Consider the following 22,189-nt stretch of genomic DNA (forward strand, 5'->3'; position numbering starts at 1 on the left):
ACTCAATGCTTGCTCTTTCCTCGGAGTCTGAATGTCCGCCACCGCAACCAGAAGATCGAGCTTGAGTTCGCGCTCGTTCCGCGCGCTTTTGGGCCTAGAAGCGGGCGTGGCCCTCGGCCTGGCAGGCACCCTCTTCTTTTTTGTCGCAAGCAGCGTCGTTGCCTATCTCAATCTGGAGGCCCTGCAACGGGGCAACGAGAGGATTGTACAAACCCACGTTGCCATTGTTTCTCTCGACGAACTGCTGTCGCTTGTTCAGGATGCCGAGACCGGTCAGCGTGGGTTTTTGTTGACCAATAGTGGGGGCTACCTTGCCCCCTACAACGCGGCAGTTCGCGCCATTCGGCCAAAACTCGATCAGATCGGTCAACTGACTGCGAGCAATCCGGGCCAAAGTCAGCGGCTGGTGGCTCTCAGGCAACATGTGGACGCCAAGCTCGCGGAACTCGGGGCGACCATCGATCGGAGACGGGCCGACGGTCTTGAGGCGGCGATTGCGATGGTAAACTCCGATCGCGGCAAGATCGAAATGGATGCCGTCCGCGCGCAGATTGCGGCCATGTCGGGCGCTGAGCTGGAAGTGCGCCTTGATCGATTGGCCGAAATGGAGAATGCGCAGAAGACTGCGCGGCTCAGCACTCTGCTTTCTGGTCTTCTCGGAATTGCTTTGACCGCAGCAATCGCCCTCCTCATTCGCAAGGCCACGATCGTCCGCCGAAGGGATGAATGGCTTCAGGCTGGTCAGGTCGGGTTGGCGTCGGCGATGATGGGCGATCAGTCGATCGAGCAGCTGAGCAAAAGTATTCTCGACTTCCTGGCGCCTTACGCAGGCGCCATTGCCGGTGCGATCTTCATTCGCGGTGATGGTTCGTTCCAGCGGGCTTGTAGTCGTGGCGTTCCGCCCGAGGCGAACTTGCCAATGACGGTTCGACCCCGCGAAGGCCTCTTGGGTCAAGCGGTTGCGGAAGGGGGTTCAATCGTCGTCGACGATGTCCCGGATGGTTACCTGGCCTTCGGTTCCGGGCTTGGGATGGACAAACCACGCCATCTCGCGATCCAGACCGGAAAGGTCGATGGTTCAGTGAATTCGGTGATCGAGCTCGGCTTTCTTGGGCCAATCGACGAGACCATCGTCACCTTTCTTGACCGCGCATCGGAGGCTATCGCGATTGCCGTGAAGGCAGCGACCTATCGCGGCCAGCTTCACGACCTGCTGGAGGAAACGCAACGGCAGTCCGAAGAGTTGCAAACGCAAAGCGAGGAGCTGCGCGTTTCAAACGAAGAGCTTGAAGAGCAGGGGCGGGCGCTGAAGGAATCTCAGGCGCACCTCGAGCAGCAGCAAATTGAACTTGAGCAGACCAATGCTCAGCTGGAAACACAAGCCCAGCGGCTTGAGGCTCAGCGCGACGAGCTGGAGCGCGCGAACGTATCGATATCGGCCAAGGCGAAGGAACTAGAGCAGGCAAGCCAATACAAATCCGACTTCCTTGCCAATATGTCCCACGAGTTGCGCACGCCGCTGAACTCTTCCTTGATTTTGGCCAAGCTGCTTGCGGACAATCCCGACGAAAACCTGACTGAGGAGCAGGTGAAGTTTGCCAAGACGATCCAATCCTCGGGCAATGATCTCTTGAACCTGATCAACGATATTCTCGATCTCTCCAAGATCGAGGCCGGGCATGTCGAAATCCGGCCGGAAACCGTTTCGCTCGAGCGACTGGCCGGCAACCTTCGTCAGGTGTTTCTGCCGCTGGCGACCGAGAAGAAACTCGGGTTTTCCGTTGAACTTGCTGAGGAATGTCCGCTCACTATCGAGACCGATCCGTTGCGGCTTGAACAAATTCTCAAGAACTTGCTTTCAAATGCGATCAAGTTCACCGAGACCGGCAAGGTCACCTTGGTGATTGGTTCGGTTGGCGAGGGCAAGGTTAGCTTCTCCGTCAGCGACACCGGAATCGGAATTGCACAGGAACATCAGCGGGCGATCTTCGATGCCTTCCACCAGGCCGATGGCACAATCAGCCGTAAGTATGGCGGCACCGGGCTCGGCCTTTCCATCTCTCGGCAACTGGCGCGGCTTTTGGGCGGAACGATCGTGCTTCAAAGCCAGGCGGGACGGGGTAGTACGTTTACCGTTACCATCGGGGAACGGTTCGATGTGGCCAAGCCGACAGCTCTTGCGCCAAGTCCAGGAACGCTCGCAACGACGGTCACGGCGCAAAAGGCAGGTACGGTTACGCCCAGGCCGATCCGCCGGATCGACGACGACCGAGATGTTCTGACAAATACAAAACGCGTGCTGCTGGTAATCGAAGATGATGACACTTTTGCCGGCATCGTGCGTGATCTGTCGCGGGAAATGGGCTTCCAGGCAATTGTCGCGGCAACCGCCGAAGAGGCGCTTTTGCTTGCGAAGGAATTCATGCCAAGCGCCGTCGTGCTCGATATAGGGTTGCCGGACCAATCGGGCCTCGCCGTCCTCGACCGGCTGAAGCATGATGTCTTGACCCGTCATATCCCGATCCATGTCGTGTCGGGGAGCGATCACGCCGAGAGTGCCTACTCTCTCGGGGCTGCCGGTTATGCCATCAAGCCCGTCAATCGAGAAGAACTGTTGAAGGTTCTGCAAAAGCTCGAGGCGCGGTTTACGAAACAAATGCATCGCGTCCTGGTCGTCGAGGACGATCCGGTGCAGCGCGAAGCGGTGGCAAAACTGATCGGCACGCAGGACGTCGAGACGGTGACCGCCAGCACCGCCGCCGAATGCCTTGACCTCCTGAAGCACCAGACTTTCGACTGCATGGTGCTTGACCTGTCGTTGCCTGACGCGTCGGGATATTCGTTGCTGGAGACGTTGAGCTCACAGAGCGCTTATGCCTTCCCGCCTGTCATCGTCTATACTGGACGCGAACTCTCGGCGGATGACGAGCAGAAGTTGAGGCGCTTCTCGAAGTCGATCATCATCAAGGGGGCAAAATCCCCCGAGCGACTGCTCGATGAAGTGAGCCTGTTCCTGCATCAGGTGATATCGGAACTGCCGGACGAACAGCAAAAGATGATCCGCAAGGCGCGCAACCGCGATGCGCTGTTGGAGGGGCGTCGCATTCTCGTGGTGGAAGATGATATCCGAAACGTCTACGCGCTAACCAACATTCTTGAACCGCGCGGTGCGATCGTCGAGATCGCGCGCAACGGCCGCGAGGCACTGGAGGTTCTCGAAAAAGCTTCATCTGGCCCCGGGCGCCCGATTGAGCTCGTGCTGATGGACGTCATGATGCCTGTGATGGATGGTTTGGTCGCGACCGCTGAAATCCGAAGGAACCCGACTTGGAAGAAGTTGCCGATCATTGCGCTGACCGCCAAGGCAATGCCGGACGATCAGGAGCGCTGCATTGAGGCTGGGGCGAATGATTACATGGCCAAGCCGCTGGACGTCGACAGGCTGCTGTCGCTGGTGCGTGTATGGATGCCCAAATGAGCGAAGCCACCGCCGTTGAAAAGGTAGAAGACATCGAAATCCGGTTGCTGCTGGAAGCACTGTTTCTCAAATACCACTATGACTTTCGCAACTATGCGATGGCCTCGATCAAGCGCCGCCTGAAAAAGGCGCGCGAACAACTGGGGTTCGATACTTTCTCGGCGATGCAGGAGGGACTTCTGCACGATCAGGCAATGCTGCCGCAATTGCTGCGTTTTCTGACCGTCCAAGTGAGCGAGATGTTTCGCGATCCGAGTTACTTCCAGGCGATCCGGGAAAAGGTCGTTCCCCACTTGAGGACCTACCCTTCCTTGAAGGTGTGGATTGCTGGCTGCAGCAGCGGCGAGGAGCTTTATTCGCTGGTTATCCTGTTTCGCGAAGAAGGCCTCGAAGATCGAACGATCTTCTATGCCACTGACATCAGTCATGAAGCGCTGGAGGCGGCCGAGGCCGGCGTCTATGCACTCGACAGGATACAGCTTTTCACCGAGAACCATCGCAAATCGGGTGGAAAATCATCGTTGTCGGACTACTATCAGGCGGCATACGGCAAGGCGCTGTTCGATAAGACCTTGCGCCGCCATGTCGTGTTTTCGGATCACAGCCTGGTGACCGACGCCGTTTTTGCAGAAATGCACCTCATATCGTGCCGAAACGTCATGATTTACTTCGACCGCGCGCTTCAGGACCGCGCGGTGGGTCTTTTCAAGGACTCGCTCGCTCGCAAAGGTTTCCTCGGGCTCGGCGCCAAGGAGAATTTGCGCTTTTCCCTTCATGCCGATGCGTTCACGGATTTCGTGCGTGAGGAGAAGATCTACCAAAGGCGTGTCGAATGACGCCAGCAAAAGCTCAAGCGGTGATCATTGGCGCTTCGGCGGGGGCTGTCGAAGCACTTTCGGCAATCCTGCCGGCGTTGCCGCGAAGCTTCCCGTTGCCCGTGATCGTGGTCGTTCACGTTCCATCCGACAGGCCGAGCCTTATGGTCGACCTGTTTCGTGCAAAGTGCCGGTTGCCTGTCGAGGAGGCCGAGGACAAACAGTCGCTCGAGGCCGGCACGATCTATTTTGCACCGCCGGACTATCATCTGCTCGTTGAAACGGACAGGAACCTGTCCCTTTCCTCTGATGAGCCTGTCCTCTTCTCCCGCCCGTCAATCGACATACTTTTCGAAAGTGCTGCCGATGCCTTCGGGCCGGATCTTATCGCGATTGTCCTGACCGGCGCCAACCGAGATGGGGCAGACGGCCTGGCGGCTGTCCACAATGCAGGCGGAACGGTGATCGTGCAAAACCCCGAAGGCGCTCACGCTCGCGCCATGCCGGAAGCTGCAATCCAATCATGCCCGAGCGCCCTCGTCCTGTCGCTCGATGCCATTGCCGAATACTTGAAAGAGGTCTGAGAACAACTATGGAGCCCGTCCCGTTTCTACTGGTCGATGACCTCGAGGAAAATCTCATATCGCTGGAGGCACTGCTCCGCCGAGACGATCGCCTTCTCATGAAGGCGCGGTCCGGCGATCAGGCGCTTGAGATCCTGCTTCGACAAGACGTGGCGCTCGCGCTTGTCGACGTTCAGATGCCGGGTCTGGACGGTTTCGAACTTGCCGAGTTGATGCGCGGCAACGAACGCACGCGACACATTCCCATCATCTTTGTGACTGCGGGTATTGCAGACGGCCGACGCCGTTTTCGCGGCTACGAGGCTGGCGCGGTGGACTTCATCCAAAAGCCGATTGAACCGGACGTTCTGTCAAGCAAAGTCGACGTGTTCTTCGAACTGTACCGGCAAAGGCAGCAACTCGCCGCTCAACGAGATGAACTCGCTGCCCAGGCGCAGGCGCTCAAGCAGGCAGCGGAGCACAAGGATATTCTGCTGCGGGAAATCAATCACCGCATCAAGAACCTATTCAGCCTCACTGCCGGGTTGATCTCGGTGAGCGCCAGGCAAGCCACAACCGTTTCCGATCTAGAGGCTGATCTACGGTCGCGGCTACACGCACTGTCTCGCGCCCACGAACTTACGCTGCCCGACCTTGTCGGGGAGGACGATCGCGGAGATATTGCGACGACGGTTGTGGCTCTGTTGAAGGCGATCGTTGCGCCACACGACCACGCTCACGGCTCTCGAATCCTGATCTCCGGAACGGACGCTCCCCTCGGCGACAAGGCACTGACGTCAATGGCGCTCCTTCTGCACGAACTGACCACCAACGCTGTCAAGTATGGTGCCCTTTCCGGCCCTGCGGGGCAATTGAGCATCGACCTTTCGACTTTCGACGAAGAACTTCACGTCAAGTGGAGTGAACACGGATCACATCCGTTGTCCGAGAGCTCCGAAAGGACGGGATTTGGAACAACGTTGGAGAAAGCGGCAATCTTGGGATTGAACGGATCGCTGGCGCGAAATTGGCGGACAGATGGGCTTTGTCTGGCGCTCCGCATCCCGCTAGCTAGTTTAAAAAACTGATCGGTCCCCGCAAGGACGCTTGACGCACTTTTGTTTGTGGTGTGCTGGCATAAGGCTGCTAATCGAGCAGTTTACCGGGGTTAGTGCCCATTCCCGGTTGCTCCTAAAATCGGTACTCGCCGACGTCCCATTTAATAGGTTAATCGCTCATTCTATAAGGGCGCGCGACCAGAGATATTCATTCGCCCTGCGGACGGGACTCGACGCTGCTCGGGCTTGAATTCCGGTCTGCCTGCCACACCTAAACTTTACCCGGGCCTGCGGAAATATAAACGCTCGTTGTCGCAGTCCCTATCGAAACCGAGCCCGTACGGGCTCGTCCCAGCGGGGCGCATATGAGCCAACGTGAACCTGCCGACGACACGCCCTGGATTAAGAAGGCCGACGAGTTGGAGGCGCTGTTCCAATTGACGGACGGACTATACCGCGCAGAGTCCGAGACCGATGCTTTCGATGCGACATTCGATGCGATCGAGCGGGCGCTGGGATGTTCGCGGGCTTCGATCCTGCTTTTTGACCGCCACGGAGTGATGCGATTCGTCGCTTCCCGCGGGCTCTCGGAGGACTATCGTCGGGCAGTTGATGGACACTCGCCGTGGAAGCCGGGAGATCGAGATCCTATTCCCATTTTCGTAAGCGACTTAGAGCTTTCTGACGAGCCTCAGGCGCTCAAGAACGCCATACGAGGGGAGGGTATCCGCTCCCTCGCATTCATTCCTGTGACCGTCGATGGCACCGTCGTTGGCAAATTCATGACCTACCGCGACGTCGCTCACGTCTATACCGCTGACGAAGCCACCCTGTGCCTCACTATCGCCCGGCAACTCGGGTTCAGCATCGAGCGGAAGCAATCGGAAGAGGCGCATCAACGTGCCGAAGAGGGACTTCGCCGCACCAATGAACGGTTGCGTGTCATCCTCGACAGCGCGAGCGAATATGCCATCATAACGCTCGACGCCGACGGACGGATCGCAAGCTGGAACAGTGGCGCTGAACGCCTTTTGGGCTATCTCGACAGCGAGGTCCTTGGTCTCTCCGGCAGTATTTTCTTCAGTCCTGAGGATCGAGCCTTGGAAATCCCACAACAGGAAATGCGAACCGCGGCCGAAACGGGACGTGCCGCGAACGAGCGTTGGCACTATCGCAAGGATGGGTCACGGTTTTGGGGCTCAGGTGTCATGCTTCGTGTCGAGGAGAGCGGGCCTGATCGCTACCTCAAGATCTTCCGGGATCGAACAGAGGAAAGAAGGGCGGAGAAGAGGCAGAAGCTCTTGGTGGGAGAGCTCAATCATCGGGTGAAGAACACCCTGGCTACCGTGAATTCCCTCGCGGAGCAAACATTGAAAAGCTCCGAAACGCCCGAGGCGTTCGCCCAGGCTTTTAACACTCGTCTGCTCGTTCTTGCCAAGGCGCACGACTTGCTTACACGGGAGGCTTGGCAGGCCGTAAACCTGAGCGATATCGCTCAAACGGTTCTTACCGCTTGGATTGAGGACGGGCGCGTCTCGATCCAAGGCGCTGCGATCCGCATCGATCCGAAAAAAGCTCTGGCGCTTTCCATGGCGTTCAACGAGTTGCTGACCAATGCGATCAAACACGGTTCACTTTCGAACCAGGTTGGTCGGGTCGCATTATCATGGCAATGCCAGGAGGTATGCAGCATTCTTTGGGAGGAGCGCGGCGGACCTCCGACGTCTGAACCGGACCGCCAAGGGTTCGGTCTACGGGTTCTAAACCGAGGTCTAGCCCACGAACTCGGATATCCGGTCGAACTGCGGTTCGAACCGGATGGCCTCAGATGCACAATGAGCATGGATTTCAGTAGCAAACAGCCCTCGGGAGCGCAGTAAAGTTGACAATTTCAACAACATTGGCGGGACGTCGAGTGCTCGTCGTTGAAGACGAAATGCTGGTGGCGATGTCAATCGAGGACACTCTGCTTGCGGCTGGAATGCAGATTGTGGGCCTTGCTCCGACTGTGGATCGGGCGCTGCAATTACTTAACGACGCGACGAAAATCGACGTCGTCGTGCTCGACATGAACCTCCAGGGACACAGCGGGCTTCCCGTGGCTGACGCGTGTTATCAGCAATCGATTCCGTTTCTTGTCCTAAGCGGATATGGGACGTCGGCCTTGCTTGGGACCAGCCACACAGCTCCAGTTCTCTCCAAGCCGTTTTCGAACTCTGTCCTGGTGGAAGCGCTGGACGCGGTACTTGAGCAGAAGAACGGGGAGGCATCTTCATCCGTGTGATCAGAATGAATGCCCTGCCCCGAGATCAACATCAGAGTAGCCTGCCCGTCCTTTCGGCCTCCTCTGGTGCGATTGCCTAACGTCATTTGGCGCGATGGTGGCTCTTGGCCTGCACCGGCTTACAGATCGGCAATGTCGCCCTGCTCGCTGACGGGGGGGGGGCGTCTGTTTCCATGACCGTCGCAGGCCACTCCAAAAGAAGGCCAGCGCAGCTCCGAGCTCCGTCGACGTCATCGAGGAAGGATCTACAATCTGTGTGCCATCGACACGAATGATCGTCACTTGGACGCGGGCCGTCGCGGAACTCAGCGTCAACGAAGGAGCGGAAACTAAAACCGTTCCAGCATCTTCTTGAGAGTTACGTTCTGCGCACGGAGTTGTTCCCCCAGCAGTTTTCGGAGGCGGCTGTTTTCCGCATCAAGTGAAACCAACTCTTCCAAGAGCATCGTTGGCGCCAATCTCGACTCCAGATCCAACTGTTGCTCTGTAGGTTCCGAAGCGGTCCTCGGGGAGGGGCGGGGAGGATGCTTCCCGCTGGCGCGTTTCGGTAAACCGCGGGTCCTGGCGACAGTGAGCGGGCCGATTGCGGTCTCGCGAGCTTCATCAGCGACATTGGAAATTAAATGCGCCGCAGCGACCTGGTCAGCCACCTCATTCGCCGGCTCGGGCGCCGTGATCACGGCCGGTTCGTCAACAAAACTCGGGACATGAGCATCAGAGGCGGGATCAATGCCGCCGTCGGCATTCAATTCTTGACGGCCGAACAGATGAGCCGCTTCGTTTTCAACCTCGCGCGCAAGGGTCTTGAGATCTGTGTTGCCCCAGATCGAACCCGCTTGCACTTTTGGCTGACGGCGGCCGGACTTGAACTCAACAACGAACCTGCGTTGTGGCGTTTTCATATAGTTTAAACCCAATGTAGATCGACGTGCTGCGGCATGATCGGCTGCACAACGTCGGGTGCAACCTCGCATCTCAGCCGCGCGCCAAAGGAGCGGTGGAGCCACAGCGCTCAGCGCGTGGCTTCTCCGGGCCTCAATCTATGCCAAGCCTCTTGCGCAGGTCGGCATTCTCAGTGCGCAGTTTTTCCGCCAGGAGTTTTCGCAGCTTCTGGTTCTCGGCGTCGAGCTTCACCAGTTCGGCGAACTCGTCGCTGGCCGACGCGGGCTTTTTGCTCGTCTTATCATCCGCCTTTAAGCTACCCTTCCAATTATAGTAGGTCTGCTCGGATATTCCTGCGCTTTTAATCGCATCTTTGATCGTGCTCGTGCCGTCTGCGACCTGGGCCCCGATCTGCCTCAGCTTCTCGAGTTTATCTTGTTCGCTGAACTTACGGGACTTGGTGGGTTGCGTTGATGCTGTTGCCTTCGAAGTCGCCCGTGTGGTTTCCCCAGCCGCTTTCTGACGCTTCGTCGCGCTTCGCTTTGCTCGCTCGGGTGTGTGCACAGTCGTTGCGTCCTCCGCAACCAGGGTGGTTGGCGTCGTGTTTTCGTCAGGCATGAGTGATCCCTTTTTTATGGTCGCCCTTTTTTCAACCGAGTGAAGACCAGAGTCAACATTACTTGCCGGTCGATTTTTGGTGCCGATCCAATAGGGTATACGGATTGGCTAGATGTTTTCCATGCCGGAACAGCTCGACGTTAGACCCGAGGGTCGAGATCGGCGTTCGCCAATAGGGCTTCCATTGCACTGCTGGCTCAACGGTTGTCGATGGGGCGGCGTAGCACTTCCCCATCGACAACAAGGTTCAAATTGCGTGTATTGGCATCTGCACTCATCTTGCCTTTGCTTTGCCAAGGACAGATGTGACGGCCTCGACCGCCGCTTTCACCACAACATTGGCCTCATCCTTTGTGAGGCAAAGCGGTGGCGCAAAGCCGAGGATATCACCTTGCGGCATGGCCCGCCCGATGACGCCGCGCTCAAGCAGGGCAGCCGCAACTTGCGGGCCGATCTTCTTTGCCGGATCGAAAAATACCCGGTCGTCCTTATCCTCGACGAACTCAATTGCGGCCATCAGGCCATCGCCACGTATTTCGCCCACATGTCTGTGGTCAGCGAGTGCCTTCGTCAGTTCAAAGCGGAAATAAGCGCCCGTGCTGTCGGCATTTTCAACCAGGCCCAACTCGTCGATCAGTTCGAGGTTGGCGACCCCCGCGGCCGCACAGATCGGATGGGCGGAATAGGTCCAGCCATGGCCGATCGCGCCCAGTTCGTCAGATCCTTGCACCAGCACCTGCCACATCTTATCCGATACGATCGTGCCGGAAAGCGGCGCGTAGGCCGAGGTCAGACCCTTGGCAATGGTGATGAGGTCGGGCTTCATGCCGTAGTGGTCCGATCCGAACATGGTGCCGAGGCGGCCGAAGCCGGTCACCACCTCGTCTGCGACGAGCAGGATGTCGTATTTTTCGAGCACAGCCTGGACCTTCTGCCAGTAGCCCTTCGGCGGCGGCACGATGCCGCCAGTACCGAGGATCGGCTCGCCGATGAGGGCGGCGATCGTCTCCGGTTCTTCCGCAAGGATCATCTCCTCGAGCTTGTCGGCGCAATATTGCGAGAACTGCTCTTCATCCATCGAGCGATCGGGGCGTCGGAAGAAGTAGGGTGCTTCGGTGTGCAGGATCGGCGCGCGCGGCAGGTCAAAGGCGTTGTGGAATAGATGCAAGCCGGTCAGAGAGCCCGTCATGACGCCGGAGCCGTGATAGCCGCGCCAGCGGGAGATGATCTTCTTCTTTTCCGGCCGGCCAAGGATGTTGTTGTAGTACCAGATCAGCTTGATGTTGGTCTCGTTGGCATCGGAGCCTGAAAGACCGAAATAGACGCGGCTCATGCCCGCCGGCGCACGATCGATGATCATCTTGGAAAGCGTGATCGACGCTTCCGTACCGTGGCCGACATAGGCGTGATAATAAGCAAGGTTCTTCGCCTGCTCGGCGATCGCGTCTGCGATCTTCTGCCGGCCGTAGCCCACATTGACGCAATAAAGGCCAGCAAAGGCATCAAGGCTCGTCCTGCCGCTGGTGTCGGTAATATACACACCTTCGCCGCCGCCGATCACCCGGGTCGGTGTTTCACCACGCGCATGCATGCCCATATGCGTGGAGGGGTGGAAGAAGTGATCACGGTCCCAGGCGCTGAGTTCGTTGCTTTTTTCGAGCATGGTCTTTCCTTTCGCGTATGAAATGTGGCGCCTGCGCTCAGGCGGCCGTATCGATGCAGAGATATTTGAGTTCGGTGAAGGCCTCGATGCCGTGGCGGGAGCCTTCGCGGCCAAGGCCCGACTGTTTCCAGCCGCCGAAGGGGATCGGTCCACCGGTGATTTTCACCCGATTGATCGCGACCATCCCGTACTCCAAAGCCCGTGCAAGACGCATCTGGCGCGCGCCGTTTTCGGTGACGACATAGGCGATGAGGCCGTACTCGGTGTCGTTTGCCCGGGCGACTACTTCGGTCTCGCTGTCGAAGGCGGTGACCGCGGCAACCGGGCCGAAGGTCTCCTCACGCATGATCAGCGCATCGCCCGGTACATCCGTCAAAAGGGTCGGCTCGAAGAACAGAGCGCCTGTCTTGTGGCGCTTGCCGCCCGCCAGCAGCTTTGCGCCGCGCTTCAGCGCATCGGCGACCTGTTCTTCCACCTTGGCGATGGCACGCTCGTGCATCAGGGGGCCGATCTCGGCGTCTGGTTCGAGGCCCGAGGCAACCTTCAGCGCTTCGATGCGAGCCTTGAAGGCCCGCGTGAAGTCCGCAAGTGCAGGGCGCTCGACATAAATGCGGTTGGCGGCGAGGCAATCCTGCCCGGATGTGGCGAACTTCGCCGCCATTGCGATGTCGGCAGCCTTCTCGATGTCGGCATCGGCAAAGACGATCAATGGTGCATGGCCACCGAGCTCCATCACCATCCGCTTCATGGTGTCAGCGCACTGGCCCGCAATCAGCTTGCCGATTTGCGTCGAGCCGGTGAAGCTCATGGCGCGAATACGCGGATCGGCATTCATGCGGCCGACGATCGTGGCGGCATCGCCGGTCACCACATTGAAGACGCCTGCGGGAAGCCCAGCCCGCTCGCCAAGTTCGGCAAGGGCGAGCGCTGAAAGCGGCGTTTCGCTGGAGGGATGCGCAACGACCGTGCAGCCGGCGGCAAGGGCAGCTGCGGCCTTCCGGGTGATCATGGCTGAGGGGAAGTTCCACGGCGTCACGATCCCGACGACACCCAGCGCCTCGCGCCGCACGATCATTTCGGCTCCGGGCAGATGGCTGGTGACGCTTTCCGCATTCAGCCGCTTTCCTTCCTCCGCGTACCATTCGACGAAGGAGGCCGCGTAGTCGATTTCACCGCGCGATTCGGCGAGTGGTTTGCCCTGTTCCAGCGTCATCAAGAGCGCAAGGTCCTCGCGCGCCTCCAGTATCAGGTCGTGCCACTTGCGAAGAATAGCGGAACGCTGCTGCGGCAGCATGCTGCGCCAGGCGGGCAGTGCGTCACTCGCCGCCGAGATGGCTTCTGCGGCCTCATCGGCACCAAGGGCTGCGACCCAGGCAAGCGTCGCCGACGAGGCAGGGTCCGTCACCTTGAAGCTTGCGCCGTCGCGGCTAGCAATCCAGCGCCCCCCGACATAGGAGAGCTCCCTTAAGAGGTGCGGATCGGCAAGGCGGGCAAGCGCGTCGTGAAAGGTCGTGCGGGCAAATACGGCGGTCATGGCAGCCTCCTCTTGGTGTCTGGAGGGAGTCTGCCAGAGGGCGAGGGACAGATTGTCCATTGCCGGGGTGGGCGTCAGAGACTTTGGCTAAAGATTGGCCCGGCCGTAGACAATCTCTCTATTCGGAAGGGGGAAGCAACGTCTCGAGTGGAAGCACGGTCTCCTCCTTCACCGTCTTGGTGACGATGTAGGTGAAGTAGCGGTCGATGCCGAGCTCACGGTCAAGCAGGCTGTCGACAAGGCGCTGGTACGCATCGATATCACGCGCCACGATCTTCAGGATGTAATCGACGCCACCGCCGACCGACCAGCAGGCCACGATTTCGGGCGTTGTCGCGACAGCCCGTTCGAAGCGTTCGAAATCCACTTGCCGATGATTGGCGAGCGTCACCTCCATCATCACGCTGGCAACAGGCGCAACGCGTCGCACCGCAACACGCGCGTGATATCCCGTGACGATGCCGGCCCTTTCCAGCTTGCGCAGGCGCAGCCAGCAGGGCGTTGGTGATAGACCCGCCCGTTCCGCCAGCGCCAGCTTGGTGATGCGTCCGTTCTGCTGGATCGCCTCCAGGATACGCAGGTCGATGGCGTCGAGTTTCATTCGGGGCGCCCTCCGGGCGGGGATCGTGTCAAAGCGGAGGAAAAGACAATGGGAAACCATTTTGGCATTGTCAATTGAACTGATTTTGAGCACTGTCGAAATCATGACAAATTGGCGACCCGACATATCCCAGTTGCGCCGGCCGGCCTATCTCTCCCTCGCCGAGCAGATCGCCCGCGCCATCCAGGAAGGGCATCTGCCGAACGGGACGCGCCTGCTGCCGCATCGCAAGCTCGCCGACGACCTGAAACTTTCCGTGCAAACCGTCAGCCGCGCCTACGACGAACTGATCCGACGAGGGCTCATTTCCGGAGAAATTGGTCGCGGTTCCTTCGTGCAGACAAGGCCGAAGGAGCCTGAGCCACCCTACCTGCCGGAGCGTCTTGGCGAACTGGTGGATCTCTCGATCCTGAAACCTGTGTGCGAGCAACTCCATCTGGAGCGCATGCGCGCAGCCTTCGGGTGGCTGGCGGAGAACCTGCCGTCAAGTTCGGCGCTTTCCTTCCGGCCGAATATGGTTTTCCCGCGCCATCGCACCGTCGCGGCCGAGTGGCTGTCGCGGTGCGGTCTCGATGTATCGCCCCTCAATATCAGTCTGACGAATGGCGCAACCTCAGGCATGACGGTGGCGCTGATGAGCGTCGCTCCGCCGGGCTCGACCGTTGCGACCGAGGCGATCAGCCACCACACGCTCGTGCCGCTTTCCAGCTACCTTGGCCTTCATCTCGAGGGCTTGCCGATCGATCGCGAAGGCATGATCCCCGAGGCGTTGGATGAAGCTTGCCGCACCGGCGTGATCCGCGCCGTCTTTCTCCAGCCCTCGGTGATCAATCCGACCGCGGCGTTGATGGGGCCCGAGCGCCGGCAGGCGCTTGCCGAGGTCGCACGACGCCACGATATCGCGATCATCGAGAACGACATCCTGGGGCCGCTTGTGGAAGGTCGGGCGCCGCCGATTGCGGCCTATGCGCCGGAGCGCACCCTCTACGTCACCAGCTTCACAAAGATCACGGTACCGGGCCTGCGCATCGGCTATCTTGCCGCTCCGGATCGCTATGTCGCAGCGGTTGCCAACCGCCATCTCGTCTCCAACTGGATGGCGACGCCTTCAATCGCCGAGATCGCAACACTTTGGGTCAGCGACGGCACGGCGATGGAACTCGTCAATTGGCAGCGCCGGGCACTTGGCGTTCGTCACGCGATCGCCGAGGATGCGCTTGCGGGCTTGCCCTATTATAGCCATCCGCAGAGCCTGCATGTGTGGCTACCCTTACCGGAAGGGCATGCGGAGGAAGGGTTCGTATCCCAGGCGCGTCTGCGCGGTGTCGCTATTGCGCCCGGCTCTTCGTTCCGCACGGCCGACCAGGGTTGGCAGCCGGCGGTGCGCATTTCGCTCGGCTCGACCACCGAGCAGGAATTGCGCACCGGACTTGGCATTCTCTCCTCACTCGCCAGCGGAAATCCAGAAGCGCTGTTGCTCGCGATTTGAGTGAACTGCCTTGCAAATGGGCGATGTCAGAATAATTGTACTGATATTATTATTGACATTGACATGATTTTGTTTGCCGCGCATCGTTGCTCCATCACTTGTCTCAATAGGGAGAGACATGCATGGCAGCGCCGATCATCCGCATCGACAACATCACCAAACGCTACGGTCCCTTGACCGTACTCGACGGTTTGTCGATGGACGTGCTGCCGGGCGAAAAGCTGGCGCTTATCGGTCCCTCCGGATCGGGCAAGACAACGATCCTGCGCATTCTCATGACATTGGAGGCGATCAGCGGCGGCCATATCGAGGTCGACGGCGACCAGCTCTATCATATGCCGAAGAACGGCAGCCTCGCGCCGGCCGACGACCGCCATCTGCACAAGATGCGCGAGAAGATCGGCATGGTCTTCCAGCACTTCAATCTCTTCCCGCACAAATGCGTGCTCGACAATGTCACGCTCGCGCCGATGCTGACGAAAGGCATGGCGAAGGCCGCGGCGGAGAAGCGGGCGATGGAGCTTCTCGACATGGTGGGCATGGCCGACAAGGCAAAGAGCATGCCCGCGCAATTGTCCGGCGGACAGAAGCAGCGCGTTGCGATCGCCCGGGCGCTGGCTCTTTCGCCAAAGATCATGCTGTTTGACGAGGTGACCTCGGCACTCGACCCGGAACTGGTCGAAGAAGTGCTGAATGTCATGCGCAAGCTTGCGGTCGAAACAGACATGACCATGCTGCTCGTCACGCATGAGATGGGTTTCGCCCATGATTTTGCCGATCGCATTCTCTTTTTCGACCGCGGCAAGATCGTCGAGGAGGGCAAGCCGGACGAGATTTTCCGCACGCCCAAGCAGGAACGCACGCAGACCTTCCTGCGCAAGATCATCGCGGCAGGGCACCGCGTCTGAGCGGCTTTGCCGCCCGGAAACAAGGCTCCAAACAAAAACCCGGGACAGCCAGAGGAGTTCGCAACTATGAGCATGAGAACCTTTTTGACCATAACCGCCAGCGCGGGCGCCCTCACGGCAATGGTTGCCGCAGCGCCAGCCTGGGCCGACGGCAAGCTTGAGGAACTGAAGGAACAGGGTTTCGCCCGTGTCGCCATCGCCAACGAACCGCCCTTCACGGCAGTTGCCGCCGACGGCAAAGTTTCTGGTGCAGCTCCGGACGTCGCGCGTGAGGTCTTCAAGCGCCTCGGTGTCGAAGACATCGTCGCCTCGATCTCGGAATATGGCGCGATGATCCCGGGTCTTCAGGCCGGCCGTCATGATGTCATCACTGCCGGCCTCTTCATGAAGCCGGAACGTTGCAACGCGGTTGCCTATTCAGAACCGATCCTTTGTGACGCCGAAGCCTTCGCGCTGAAAAAGGGCAACCCGCTGAAGCTCAAGAGCTACAAGGATATCGCCGACAACCCGGACGCCAAGATCGGCGCGCCAGGTGGCGGTACGGAAGAAAAGCTCGCGCTCGAAGCCGGCGTCCCGCGCGATCGTGTCATTGTCGTTCCGGATGGCCAGAGCGGCCTGAAGATGCTGCAGGACGGCCGTATCGACGTCTATTCGCTGCCGGTGCTTTCCATCAACGCTCTTGTCGCCAAGGCGAACGACCCCAGTGTCGAAGTCGTGGCGCCGGTTGAAGGCGCGCCGGTCTATTGCGACGGCGCGGCCTTCAAGAAGGGCGAGGAAGCCTTGCGCGATGCCTTCGACGTGGAACTCGCAAAGCTCAAGCAGTCGGGCGAGTTTGCCAAGATCATCGAACCCTATGGCTTCTCTGCCGCGGCCGCGATGTCGACGACCCGCGAAAAGCTCTGCGCCGCAAAGTAAGGCCGCAGCAATCGGGCCTCTTCCCAAACCGGGGAGAGGCAGTCCGCTCCCTCGTATATGGAAGAACGATGACCGACTGGTCCGGCTACATAGGGCTGATCCTTGAAGGCGCGCTCGTGACGCTTGAGCTTACCGTGCTCGGCGCATTGCTCGCGCTCGTCATGGCATTCGTCGCGGGTCTTGGGCGCGTCAGCCGCATTTTCGTGGTTCGCGCGCTTGCCACCACCTATATCGAGTTTTTCCGCGGCACGTCGATCTTCGTCCAGCTGTTCTGGGTCTACTTCGTGCTGCCATTCGCCGGCGTCACCTTGTCGCCGCTTCAGGCCGGCGTACTGGCGCTGGGACTGAACGTGGGAGCTTATGGGGCGGAGGTCGTGCGCGGCGCGGTCAAAGCGATCGGCCGCGAGCAACGCGAGGCCTGCATAGCGCTCAATCTCTCGCGCTATCAGTCGATGCGTTACGTTGTCTTTCCGCAGGCCCTGCCGCTGATGCTTCCGACCTTCTGCAACAACGCGATCGAGCTCTTGAAGGGTACGGCCGTCGTGTCGCTGATCTCGCTCACCGACATGACCTTTCAGGCCCAGGTGGTCCGCGCCCAGACCGGCAGCACGCTCGTTCCTTTCGCAACGATTCTCGTGCTCTACTTCCTGATGGCACTCGCCATCTCCAACGGCATGCGCTGGCTGGAACGCCGGGTAACACGCGGCCTTGATGGCGTGAGGACCTGACGATGGAATGGGACTGGAATTTCGTTTGGGAAATCATGCCGACCCTGCTTGAGGGTCTGAAGATCACCATATTGGCAACCGTTTTCGGCGCGGCACTCGCTGCCATCATCGGCCTCGTCTTTGCCATCCTGCGCATGACCGCGCCTAAGCCGATTGCGAAGGTCACGGGCTTCATCGTGGAGTTCATTCGCGGCACGCCGCTCCTGGTCCAGCTCTACTTCATCTTCTTCGTGTTGCCGGATATTGGCGTTCGCCTGCCGGCAATGCTCGCCGGCATCATCGGCCTTGGGCTCCACTATGGCACCTATGCGGCGGAGGTCTACCGCGCCGGTATCGAGAACGTGCCGCGCGGCCAATGGGAGGCGGCCAAGGCGACGAACCTCACCGGCCGCCAGACCTGGGTCCACGTCATCCTGCCACAGGCGATCCCGCCGATGATCCCGGCGCTCGCCAACTATCTGATCGCCATGTTCAAGGAGACACCGCTCCTTTCCGCCATCACAGTGCTCGAACTGATGAACCAGGCGAAAAGCGTGGCCAACAGCAGCTATCGCTACATCGAGCCGATGACGCTGGTCGGGGTCTTCTTCCTGATCATGAGTCTGATCTCCGTCGTCTTCCTGCGCTGGCTGGAAGAACGATACGCCCAAGTGGAGGAGCGCTGATGCGAGCGGTCGATCTTACACTTTCCTCGCGCATGCCGAAGCTGGATGAGCGTCCGCTCGACAAGCGCATCGGCCTGATCATCCTTGCGACCGACCACACCACGGAAGTGGACTTCCATCGCATGGTGGCAAGCGAGCGGATTGGCGTCTACGCGACGCGCATTCCCTACGCGAACCCGGTGACGCCGGAGAACTTGCGCGCCATGCAGCCCTCGCTGACATCAGCGGCCGCACTGATCCTGCCGGACGAACCTCTAGACATCGTCATGTATTCCTGCACCTCCGCGTCCGTCGTCATCGGCGACGCGCAAGTCAAGGCGGCGGTCCATGCGGCCAAGCCAAGTGCTTCCGTCGTCACGCCGACTGCGGCGGCGGCCTCTGGCCTCAAGGCGTTCGGTGCCAAGCGGATTTCCGTACTGACGCCCTACACGATCGAGACCAGCGAGCCGATGGCTAACTATTTCGTGTCGCTCGGCTTCGACATCGCCCGTTTCACTTGCCTCGGTCTTGATGACGACCGGGAGATGGCGCGCATTTCTCCGGACGAAATCGTCGCCTTTGCGAAGCAAGCGACGGCGCCAGACAGCGACGCGCTTTTCGTATCGTGCACGGCGGTGCGGGCGGCAGGCGTCGCGGCCGAGATCGAGGCCGTCATCGGCAAGCCGGTCGTTACCAGCAATCTCGCCACCGCCTGGGCCTGCCTGCGCCTCTGCGGCAATGAGACGGCACGGCCGGATCTCGGGCAACTCATGACACTTGCCTATTTGGACCGGTAGCGATGTCGAACCTTCCCGTAACAGTGGCGGATATCGAACAGGCGGCGCGGCGCATAAAGGGCCGGGTCTTGAATACGCCATTCGTGCTTTCCGCTTCGCTTTGCGAACGCTTCGGTGTGCCCGTCGGCCTGAAGCTTGAGCACCACCAGGCGACAGGCAGCTTCAAGCTCCGCGGCGCCACGAATGCCGTGCTCTCGCTGACGTCGGAAGAGCGGGCGAGGGGTGTCGTCGCCGCCTCGACCGGCAATCACGGCCGGGCGCTCGCCCATGCCGCCAAGGCCGCAGGATCAGTCGCGACAATCTGCGTGTCCAAACTCGTGCCCAACAACAAGGTGTCGGACATCCGAAGGCTTGGGGCCAATGTCCTGATCGTCGGCAAATCGCAGGACGAAGCCCAGCTTGAGGTGGATCGGCTGGTGGCTGAAGAGGGTCTCGTCATGGTGCCACCCTTCGATAATCGAACGGTCGTTGCCGGGCAGGGCACGCTCGGTCTGGAGATCGTCGAGGCAATGCCGGATGTGGCGACGGTTTTTGTGCCGCTTTCCGGCGGTGGGCTTGCGGCCGGTGTCGCCGCGGCCGTGAAAGGGCGGTCACCGAAGACCCGCGTCATCGGCCTTACGATGGAACGTGGCGCGGCAATGAAGGCGAGCCTTAACGCAGGGCGGCCGGTGCAAGTCGAGGAGGTGGCAAGCCTTGCCGATTCCCTCGGTGGCGGCATCGGCCTTGATAACGCCGTGACCTTCGAAATGTGCCGCGCGCTGCTCGACGACGTGATCTTGCTGTCTGAAGCCGAGATCGCGGCCGGTATGCGGCATGCGTATTCCCAGGAGCGCGAGGTGATCGAGGGGGCAGGGGCCGTCGGCATCGCGGCCTTGCTTTCCCGCCGGTTTGGCCGGCTGGAGGGGCCGGTGGCGGTCATCCTCTCCGGCCGCAATGTCGACATGGACCTGCATCGACGGGTCATCAATGGCGGGGTCGATCCGCTAGCGGAGACCGCGGCATGACGGCGATGAGAATTCTTACCGAGGCGGAACTCAGGCGTATCGTTCCGCTCGATCTCGATGCCATTGCCTGCGTCGAAGGAGCGTTTCACGCGCTTGCCACCAAAGCGGTGGCGATGCCGCCGATCCTGAGGCTCGACATCCCTGAAGAGCGCGGTGAGGTCGATGTTAAGACGGCTTACGTGCCCGGTCTCGACGGTTTCGCCATCAAGATCAGCCCCGGCTTCTTCAATAATCCGAAGATCGGCCTGCAGAGCACCAACGGCCTGATGGTGCTGCTTTCGGCGAAGACCGGCCTGGTAGAGGCCGTCCTCCTCGACAACGGTTACCTGACGGATGTGCGCACAGCGGCGGCCGGCGCGGTCGCGGCTCGACAACTTTCGCGCCCGGATGCCGCGGTTGCCGCCATCTTCGGCGCCGGCATGCAGGCAAGGTTGCAGCTTGAGGCCTTAAGTCTGGTGCGGCCGATCCGCGAAGCGCGCATCTGGGCGAGAGATGCTGCTAAAGCCGAGGCCGTCGCTGCGGACTTGACGGTGAAGCTCGGCTTTCCGGTTCGGGCGGAGGCCGACGGCCGGGCGGCTGTCGATGGTGCGGAGATCATCGTCACCACCACGCCTTCCGAAACACCGGTGCTTCGGGCCGAATGGCTCCAGCCTGGCCAGCATGTCACGGCCATGGGGTCGGACGCCGAGCACAAAAACGAGATCGAACCCGCCATTGTCGCCACCGCCGGCCTCTATGTCGCCGATAGCCTGAAGCAGACGCGCAGGCTCGGCGAATTGCATCATGCCATCGAAGCGGGCCTCGTGACGGAGGATACGATCTTCCCCGAACTCGGCGAGATCGTCGCCGGGCGCAAACCGGGCCGCAGCGGCCCCGAGCAGATCACCGTGGCGGACCTTACCGGCACGGGCATTCAGGACACGGCCATAGCTACGCTTGCTGGCGCCCGCGCGGCAAAGGCGGGCGCCGGCACGATCTTCGAGAGTTGAGACCGGCTTTTCGCCGGGTATAGAGGAAAAACCGATGAAACAAGCGAACCTGAAGTTCTCACTTCCGGAGTATGAAACGCGTCTTCAAAAAACGCGAAAAGCGATGGAAGCCAAGGGCATCGACGTGCTGATCGTCAGCGATCCGTCGAACATGAACTGGCTGACCGGCTATGACGGCTGGTCTTTCTACGTGCACCAATGCGTCGTCGTGCCGCCGACGGGCGAGCCCATCTGGTACGGACGCGGCCAGGATGCCAACGGCGCCAAATTCACCGCCTACCTCAAACACGAGAACATTGTCGGCTATCCGGACCACTATGTGCAGTCCACCGAACGCCACCCGATGGATTACCTCTCGGCCAAGCTCGCCGAACGGGGCCTCGACAAGCTGACGATCGGCGTGGAGATGGACAATTACTGGTTCTCCGCCGCCGCCTTCGCTTCACTAGTGAAGCATCTGCCGAATGCGCGTTTCATCGATGCGACCGCACTCGTCAACTGGCAGCGCGCGGTCAAGAGCGAGGCCGAAATCCGCTACATGCGCAACGCCGCAAGGATCGTCGAAAAGATGCATGAACGCATCTTCGACAAGATCGCGGTCGGCATGCGCAAATGCGATCTGGTCGCGGAGATTTACGATGCCGGTACCCGAGGGGTCGATGGCATCGGCGGCGATTATCCAGCAATCGTGCCGCTGTTGCCTTCGGGCGTGGAGGCTTCCGCGCCGCACCTGACCTGGGACGACCGGCCGATGAAGAGAGGCGAAGGTACGTTCTTCGAGATTTCCGGCTGCTACCACCGTTATCACGTGCCGCTGTCGCGCACCGTCTTTCTCGGCAAGCCGACACAGGCGTTCCTCGATGCCGAGAAGGCGACGCTGGAAGGCATGGAGGCAGGCCTCGAAAAGGCACGGCCCGGCAATACCTGCGAGGATATCGCAAACGCTTTCTTCGCCGTGCTGAAGAAGTACGGCATCGTGAAGGACAATCGCACAGGCTACGGCATCGGCGTTTCCTATCCGCCGGACTGGGGCGAGCGCACGATGAGCCTGCGTCCAGGTGACCGCAGCGAACTCAAACCCGGCATGACTTTCCACTTCATGACGGGCCTCTGGCTCGAGGACATGGGTTTTGAGACCACGGAAAGCATCCTGATCACCGAGAGCGGTGTCGAGTGCCTCGCCAACGTGCCGCGCAAACTGCTCGTGAAGGATTGAGCC

The 22,189-nt window shown here is 60.1% G+C and carries 20 protein-coding genes; 15 read left to right on the forward strand and 5 right to left on the reverse strand.

Annotation, left to right across the window (positions count from 1 at the left end; genetic code table 11):
- The first annotated feature begins 31 nt into the window (after positions 1–31).
- The 6 genes from IB279_RS27230 (at position 32) to IB279_RS27255 (ending at position 8,198) form a co-directional block, all read left to right on the forward strand.
- The gene (locus IB279_RS27230; RefSeq protein WP_051659320.1) at positions 32–3,478 is read left to right on the forward strand and encodes a response regulator; all 3,447 of its coding nucleotides are present in this window, start codon (positions 32–34) and stop codon (positions 3,476–3,478) included.
- On the forward strand, positions 3,475–4,314 hold the full coding sequence (locus IB279_RS27235; RefSeq protein ID WP_034794888.1) for a protein-glutamate O-methyltransferase CheR: 840 nt from the start codon (positions 3,475–3,477) through the stop codon (positions 4,312–4,314). Before IB279_RS27230 ends, IB279_RS27235 begins: the two co-directional genes overlap by 4 nt.
- Positions 4,311–4,877: a chemotaxis protein CheB gene (locus IB279_RS27240; RefSeq protein WP_034794885.1), complete on the forward strand. Its 567-nt coding sequence runs from the start codon at positions 4,311–4,313 to the stop codon at positions 4,875–4,877. The genes IB279_RS27235 and IB279_RS27240 overlap by 4 nt, the downstream gene beginning before the upstream one ends.
- A gap of 8 nt (positions 4,878–4,885) precedes the next feature.
- A complete protein-coding gene (locus IB279_RS27245) occupies positions 4,886–5,944 on the forward strand; it encodes a response regulator (protein WP_060516671.1) in 1,059 nt (352 codons plus the stop codon).
- A gap of 335 nt (positions 5,945–6,279) precedes the next feature.
- Entirely contained in the window at positions 6,280–7,794 is a 1,515-nt protein-coding gene (locus IB279_RS27250) for a sensor histidine kinase (protein ID WP_113186970.1), read from the forward strand.
- A 35-nt stretch (positions 7,795–7,829) separates the two neighbouring features.
- Positions 7,830–8,198 carry a response regulator gene (locus tag IB279_RS27255; protein ID WP_210188555.1) on the forward strand — a complete coding sequence of 123 codons (369 nt, stop codon included), beginning with the start codon at positions 7,830–7,832 and terminating at the stop codon, positions 8,196–8,198.
- A gap of 329 nt (positions 8,199–8,527) precedes the next feature.
- Here IB279_RS27255 and IB279_RS27260 read toward each other — a convergent pair whose 3' ends face one another.
- From IB279_RS27260 to IB279_RS27280, 5 genes are all read right to left on the reverse strand, one after another.
- Positions 8,528–9,100 (reverse strand): hypothetical protein, encoded by a 573-nt coding sequence (locus IB279_RS27260; RefSeq protein ID WP_192340038.1) that lies wholly within the window; start codon positions 9,098–9,100, stop codon positions 8,528–8,530.
- A gap of 133 nt (positions 9,101–9,233) precedes the next feature.
- Positions 9,234–9,698, reverse strand: a complete 465-nt coding sequence (locus IB279_RS27265; RefSeq protein ID WP_060516660.1) for a transposase — start codon at positions 9,696–9,698, stop codon at positions 9,234–9,236.
- A gap of 274 nt (positions 9,699–9,972) precedes the next feature.
- Complete coding sequence (locus IB279_RS27270) at positions 9,973–11,361, reverse strand: aspartate aminotransferase family protein (protein WP_113186968.1); 1,389 nt, start codon at positions 11,359–11,361, stop codon at positions 9,973–9,975.
- A gap of 37 nt (positions 11,362–11,398) precedes the next feature.
- Positions 11,399–12,895 (reverse strand): NAD-dependent succinate-semialdehyde dehydrogenase, encoded by a 1,497-nt coding sequence (locus IB279_RS27275; protein WP_113186974.1) that lies wholly within the window; start codon positions 12,893–12,895, stop codon positions 11,399–11,401.
- Between the two features lie 118 nt (positions 12,896–13,013).
- Positions 13,014–13,496 (reverse strand): Lrp/AsnC family transcriptional regulator, encoded by a 483-nt coding sequence (locus IB279_RS27280; RefSeq protein WP_034794810.1) that lies wholly within the window; start codon positions 13,494–13,496, stop codon positions 13,014–13,016.
- Positions 13,497–13,563: 67 nt separating this feature from the next.
- On the opposite strand from IB279_RS27280, the gene IB279_RS27285 reads away from it, so the two are divergent.
- The 9 genes from IB279_RS27285 to doeA all read left to right on the forward strand — a co-directional run bounded on the left by IB279_RS27285 (position 13,564) and on the right by doeA (position 22,186).
- Positions 13,564–14,985: a PLP-dependent aminotransferase family protein gene (locus IB279_RS27285; RefSeq protein WP_244546835.1), complete on the forward strand. Its 1,422-nt coding sequence runs from the start codon at positions 13,564–13,566 to the stop codon at positions 14,983–14,985.
- 122 nt (positions 14,986–15,107) lie between these two features.
- On the forward strand, positions 15,108–15,893 hold the full coding sequence (ehuA, locus tag IB279_RS27290; RefSeq protein WP_034794806.1) for an ectoine/hydroxyectoine ABC transporter ATP-binding protein EhuA: 786 nt from the start codon (positions 15,108–15,110) through the stop codon (positions 15,891–15,893).
- A gap of 72 nt (positions 15,894–15,965) precedes the next feature.
- Positions 15,966–16,808, forward strand: coding sequence for an ectoine/hydroxyectoine ABC transporter substrate-binding protein EhuB (ehuB, locus tag IB279_RS27295; RefSeq protein ID WP_375154755.1), 843 nt, complete (start codon positions 15,966–15,968; stop codon positions 16,806–16,808).
- A 68-nt stretch (positions 16,809–16,876) separates the two neighbouring features.
- Positions 16,877–17,536 carry an ectoine/hydroxyectoine ABC transporter permease subunit EhuC gene (gene ehuC / locus IB279_RS27300; protein WP_192340040.1) on the forward strand — a complete coding sequence of 220 codons (660 nt, stop codon included), beginning with the start codon at positions 16,877–16,879 and terminating at the stop codon, positions 17,534–17,536.
- 2 nt (positions 17,537–17,538) lie between these two features.
- Positions 17,539–18,201, forward strand: coding sequence for an ectoine/hydroxyectoine ABC transporter permease subunit EhuD (gene ehuD / locus IB279_RS27305; protein WP_034794801.1), 663 nt, complete (start codon positions 17,539–17,541; stop codon positions 18,199–18,201).
- Positions 18,201–18,977 (forward strand): ectoine utilization protein EutA, encoded by a 777-nt coding sequence (eutA, locus tag IB279_RS27310; RefSeq protein ID WP_375292962.1) that lies wholly within the window; start codon positions 18,201–18,203, stop codon positions 18,975–18,977. The genes ehuD and eutA overlap by 1 nt, the downstream gene beginning before the upstream one ends.
- Before the next feature lie 2 nt (positions 18,978–18,979).
- Positions 18,980–19,981, forward strand: a complete 1,002-nt coding sequence (gene eutB / locus IB279_RS27315; protein WP_090299810.1) for a hydroxyectoine utilization dehydratase EutB — start codon at positions 18,980–18,982, stop codon at positions 19,979–19,981.
- Entirely contained in the window at positions 19,978–20,970 is a 993-nt protein-coding gene (gene eutC, locus IB279_RS27320) for an ectoine utilization protein EutC (protein WP_113186967.1), read from the forward strand. The genes eutB and eutC overlap by 4 nt, the downstream gene beginning before the upstream one ends.
- A 34-nt stretch (positions 20,971–21,004) precedes the next feature.
- A complete protein-coding gene (doeA, locus tag IB279_RS27325) occupies positions 21,005–22,186 on the forward strand; it encodes an ectoine hydrolase DoeA (RefSeq protein ID WP_113186966.1) in 1,182 nt (393 codons plus the stop codon).
- Positions 22,187–22,189: the final 3 nt, after the last annotated feature.

Origin of the sequence: Ensifer sp. ENS06 (genome assembly GCF_014852205.1) — a bacterium.
Classification (GTDB): Bacteria; Pseudomonadota; Alphaproteobacteria; order Rhizobiales; family Rhizobiaceae; genus Ensifer; species Ensifer adhaerens.

Bases quoted from the DNA above. Each gene is read 5' to 3' on its own strand.
- IB279_RS27230 (WP_051659320.1), top strand. From the start codon at position 32: ATGTCCGCCACCGCAACCAGAAGATCGAGCTTGAGTTCGCGCTCGTTC.
- IB279_RS27235 (WP_034794888.1), top strand. From the start codon at position 3,475: ATGAGCGAAGCCACCGCCGTTGAAAAGGTAGAAGACATCGAAATCCGG.
- IB279_RS27240 (WP_034794885.1), top strand. From the start codon at position 4,311: ATGACGCCAGCAAAAGCTCAAGCGGTGATCATTGGCGCTTCGGCGGGG.
- IB279_RS27245 (WP_060516671.1), top strand. From the start codon at position 4,886: ATGGAGCCCGTCCCGTTTCTACTGGTCGATGACCTCGAGGAAAATCTC.
- IB279_RS27250 (WP_113186970.1), top strand. From the start codon at position 6,280: ATGAGCCAACGTGAACCTGCCGACGACACGCCCTGGATTAAGAAGGCC.
- IB279_RS27260 (WP_192340038.1), bottom strand. From the start codon at position 9,100: ATGAAAACGCCACAACGCAGGTTCGTTGTTGAGTTCAAGTCCGGCCGC.
- IB279_RS27265 (WP_060516660.1), bottom strand. From the start codon at position 9,698: ATGCCTGACGAAAACACGACGCCAACCACCCTGGTTGCGGAGGACGCA.
- IB279_RS27270 (WP_113186968.1), bottom strand. From the start codon at position 11,361: ATGCTCGAAAAAAGCAACGAACTCAGCGCCTGGGACCGTGATCACTTC.
- IB279_RS27275 (WP_113186974.1), bottom strand. From the start codon at position 12,895: ATGACCGCCGTATTTGCCCGCACGACCTTTCACGACGCGCTTGCCCGC.
- IB279_RS27280 (WP_034794810.1), bottom strand. From the start codon at position 13,496: ATGAAACTCGACGCCATCGACCTGCGTATCCTGGAGGCGATCCAGCAG.
- ehuA (WP_034794806.1), top strand. From the start codon at position 15,108: ATGGCAGCGCCGATCATCCGCATCGACAACATCACCAAACGCTACGGT.
- ehuB (WP_375154755.1), top strand. From the start codon at position 15,966: ATGAGAACCTTTTTGACCATAACCGCCAGCGCGGGCGCCCTCACGGCA.
- ehuC (WP_192340040.1), top strand. From the start codon at position 16,877: ATGACCGACTGGTCCGGCTACATAGGGCTGATCCTTGAAGGCGCGCTC.
- ehuD (WP_034794801.1), top strand. From the start codon at position 17,539: ATGGAATGGGACTGGAATTTCGTTTGGGAAATCATGCCGACCCTGCTT.
- eutA (WP_375292962.1), top strand. From the start codon at position 18,201: ATGCGAGCGGTCGATCTTACACTTTCCTCGCGCATGCCGAAGCTGGAT.
- eutB (WP_090299810.1), top strand. From the start codon at position 18,980: ATGTCGAACCTTCCCGTAACAGTGGCGGATATCGAACAGGCGGCGCGG.
- eutC (WP_113186967.1), top strand. From the start codon at position 19,978: ATGACGGCGATGAGAATTCTTACCGAGGCGGAACTCAGGCGTATCGTT.
- doeA (WP_113186966.1), top strand. From the start codon at position 21,005: ATGAAACAAGCGAACCTGAAGTTCTCACTTCCGGAGTATGAAACGCGT.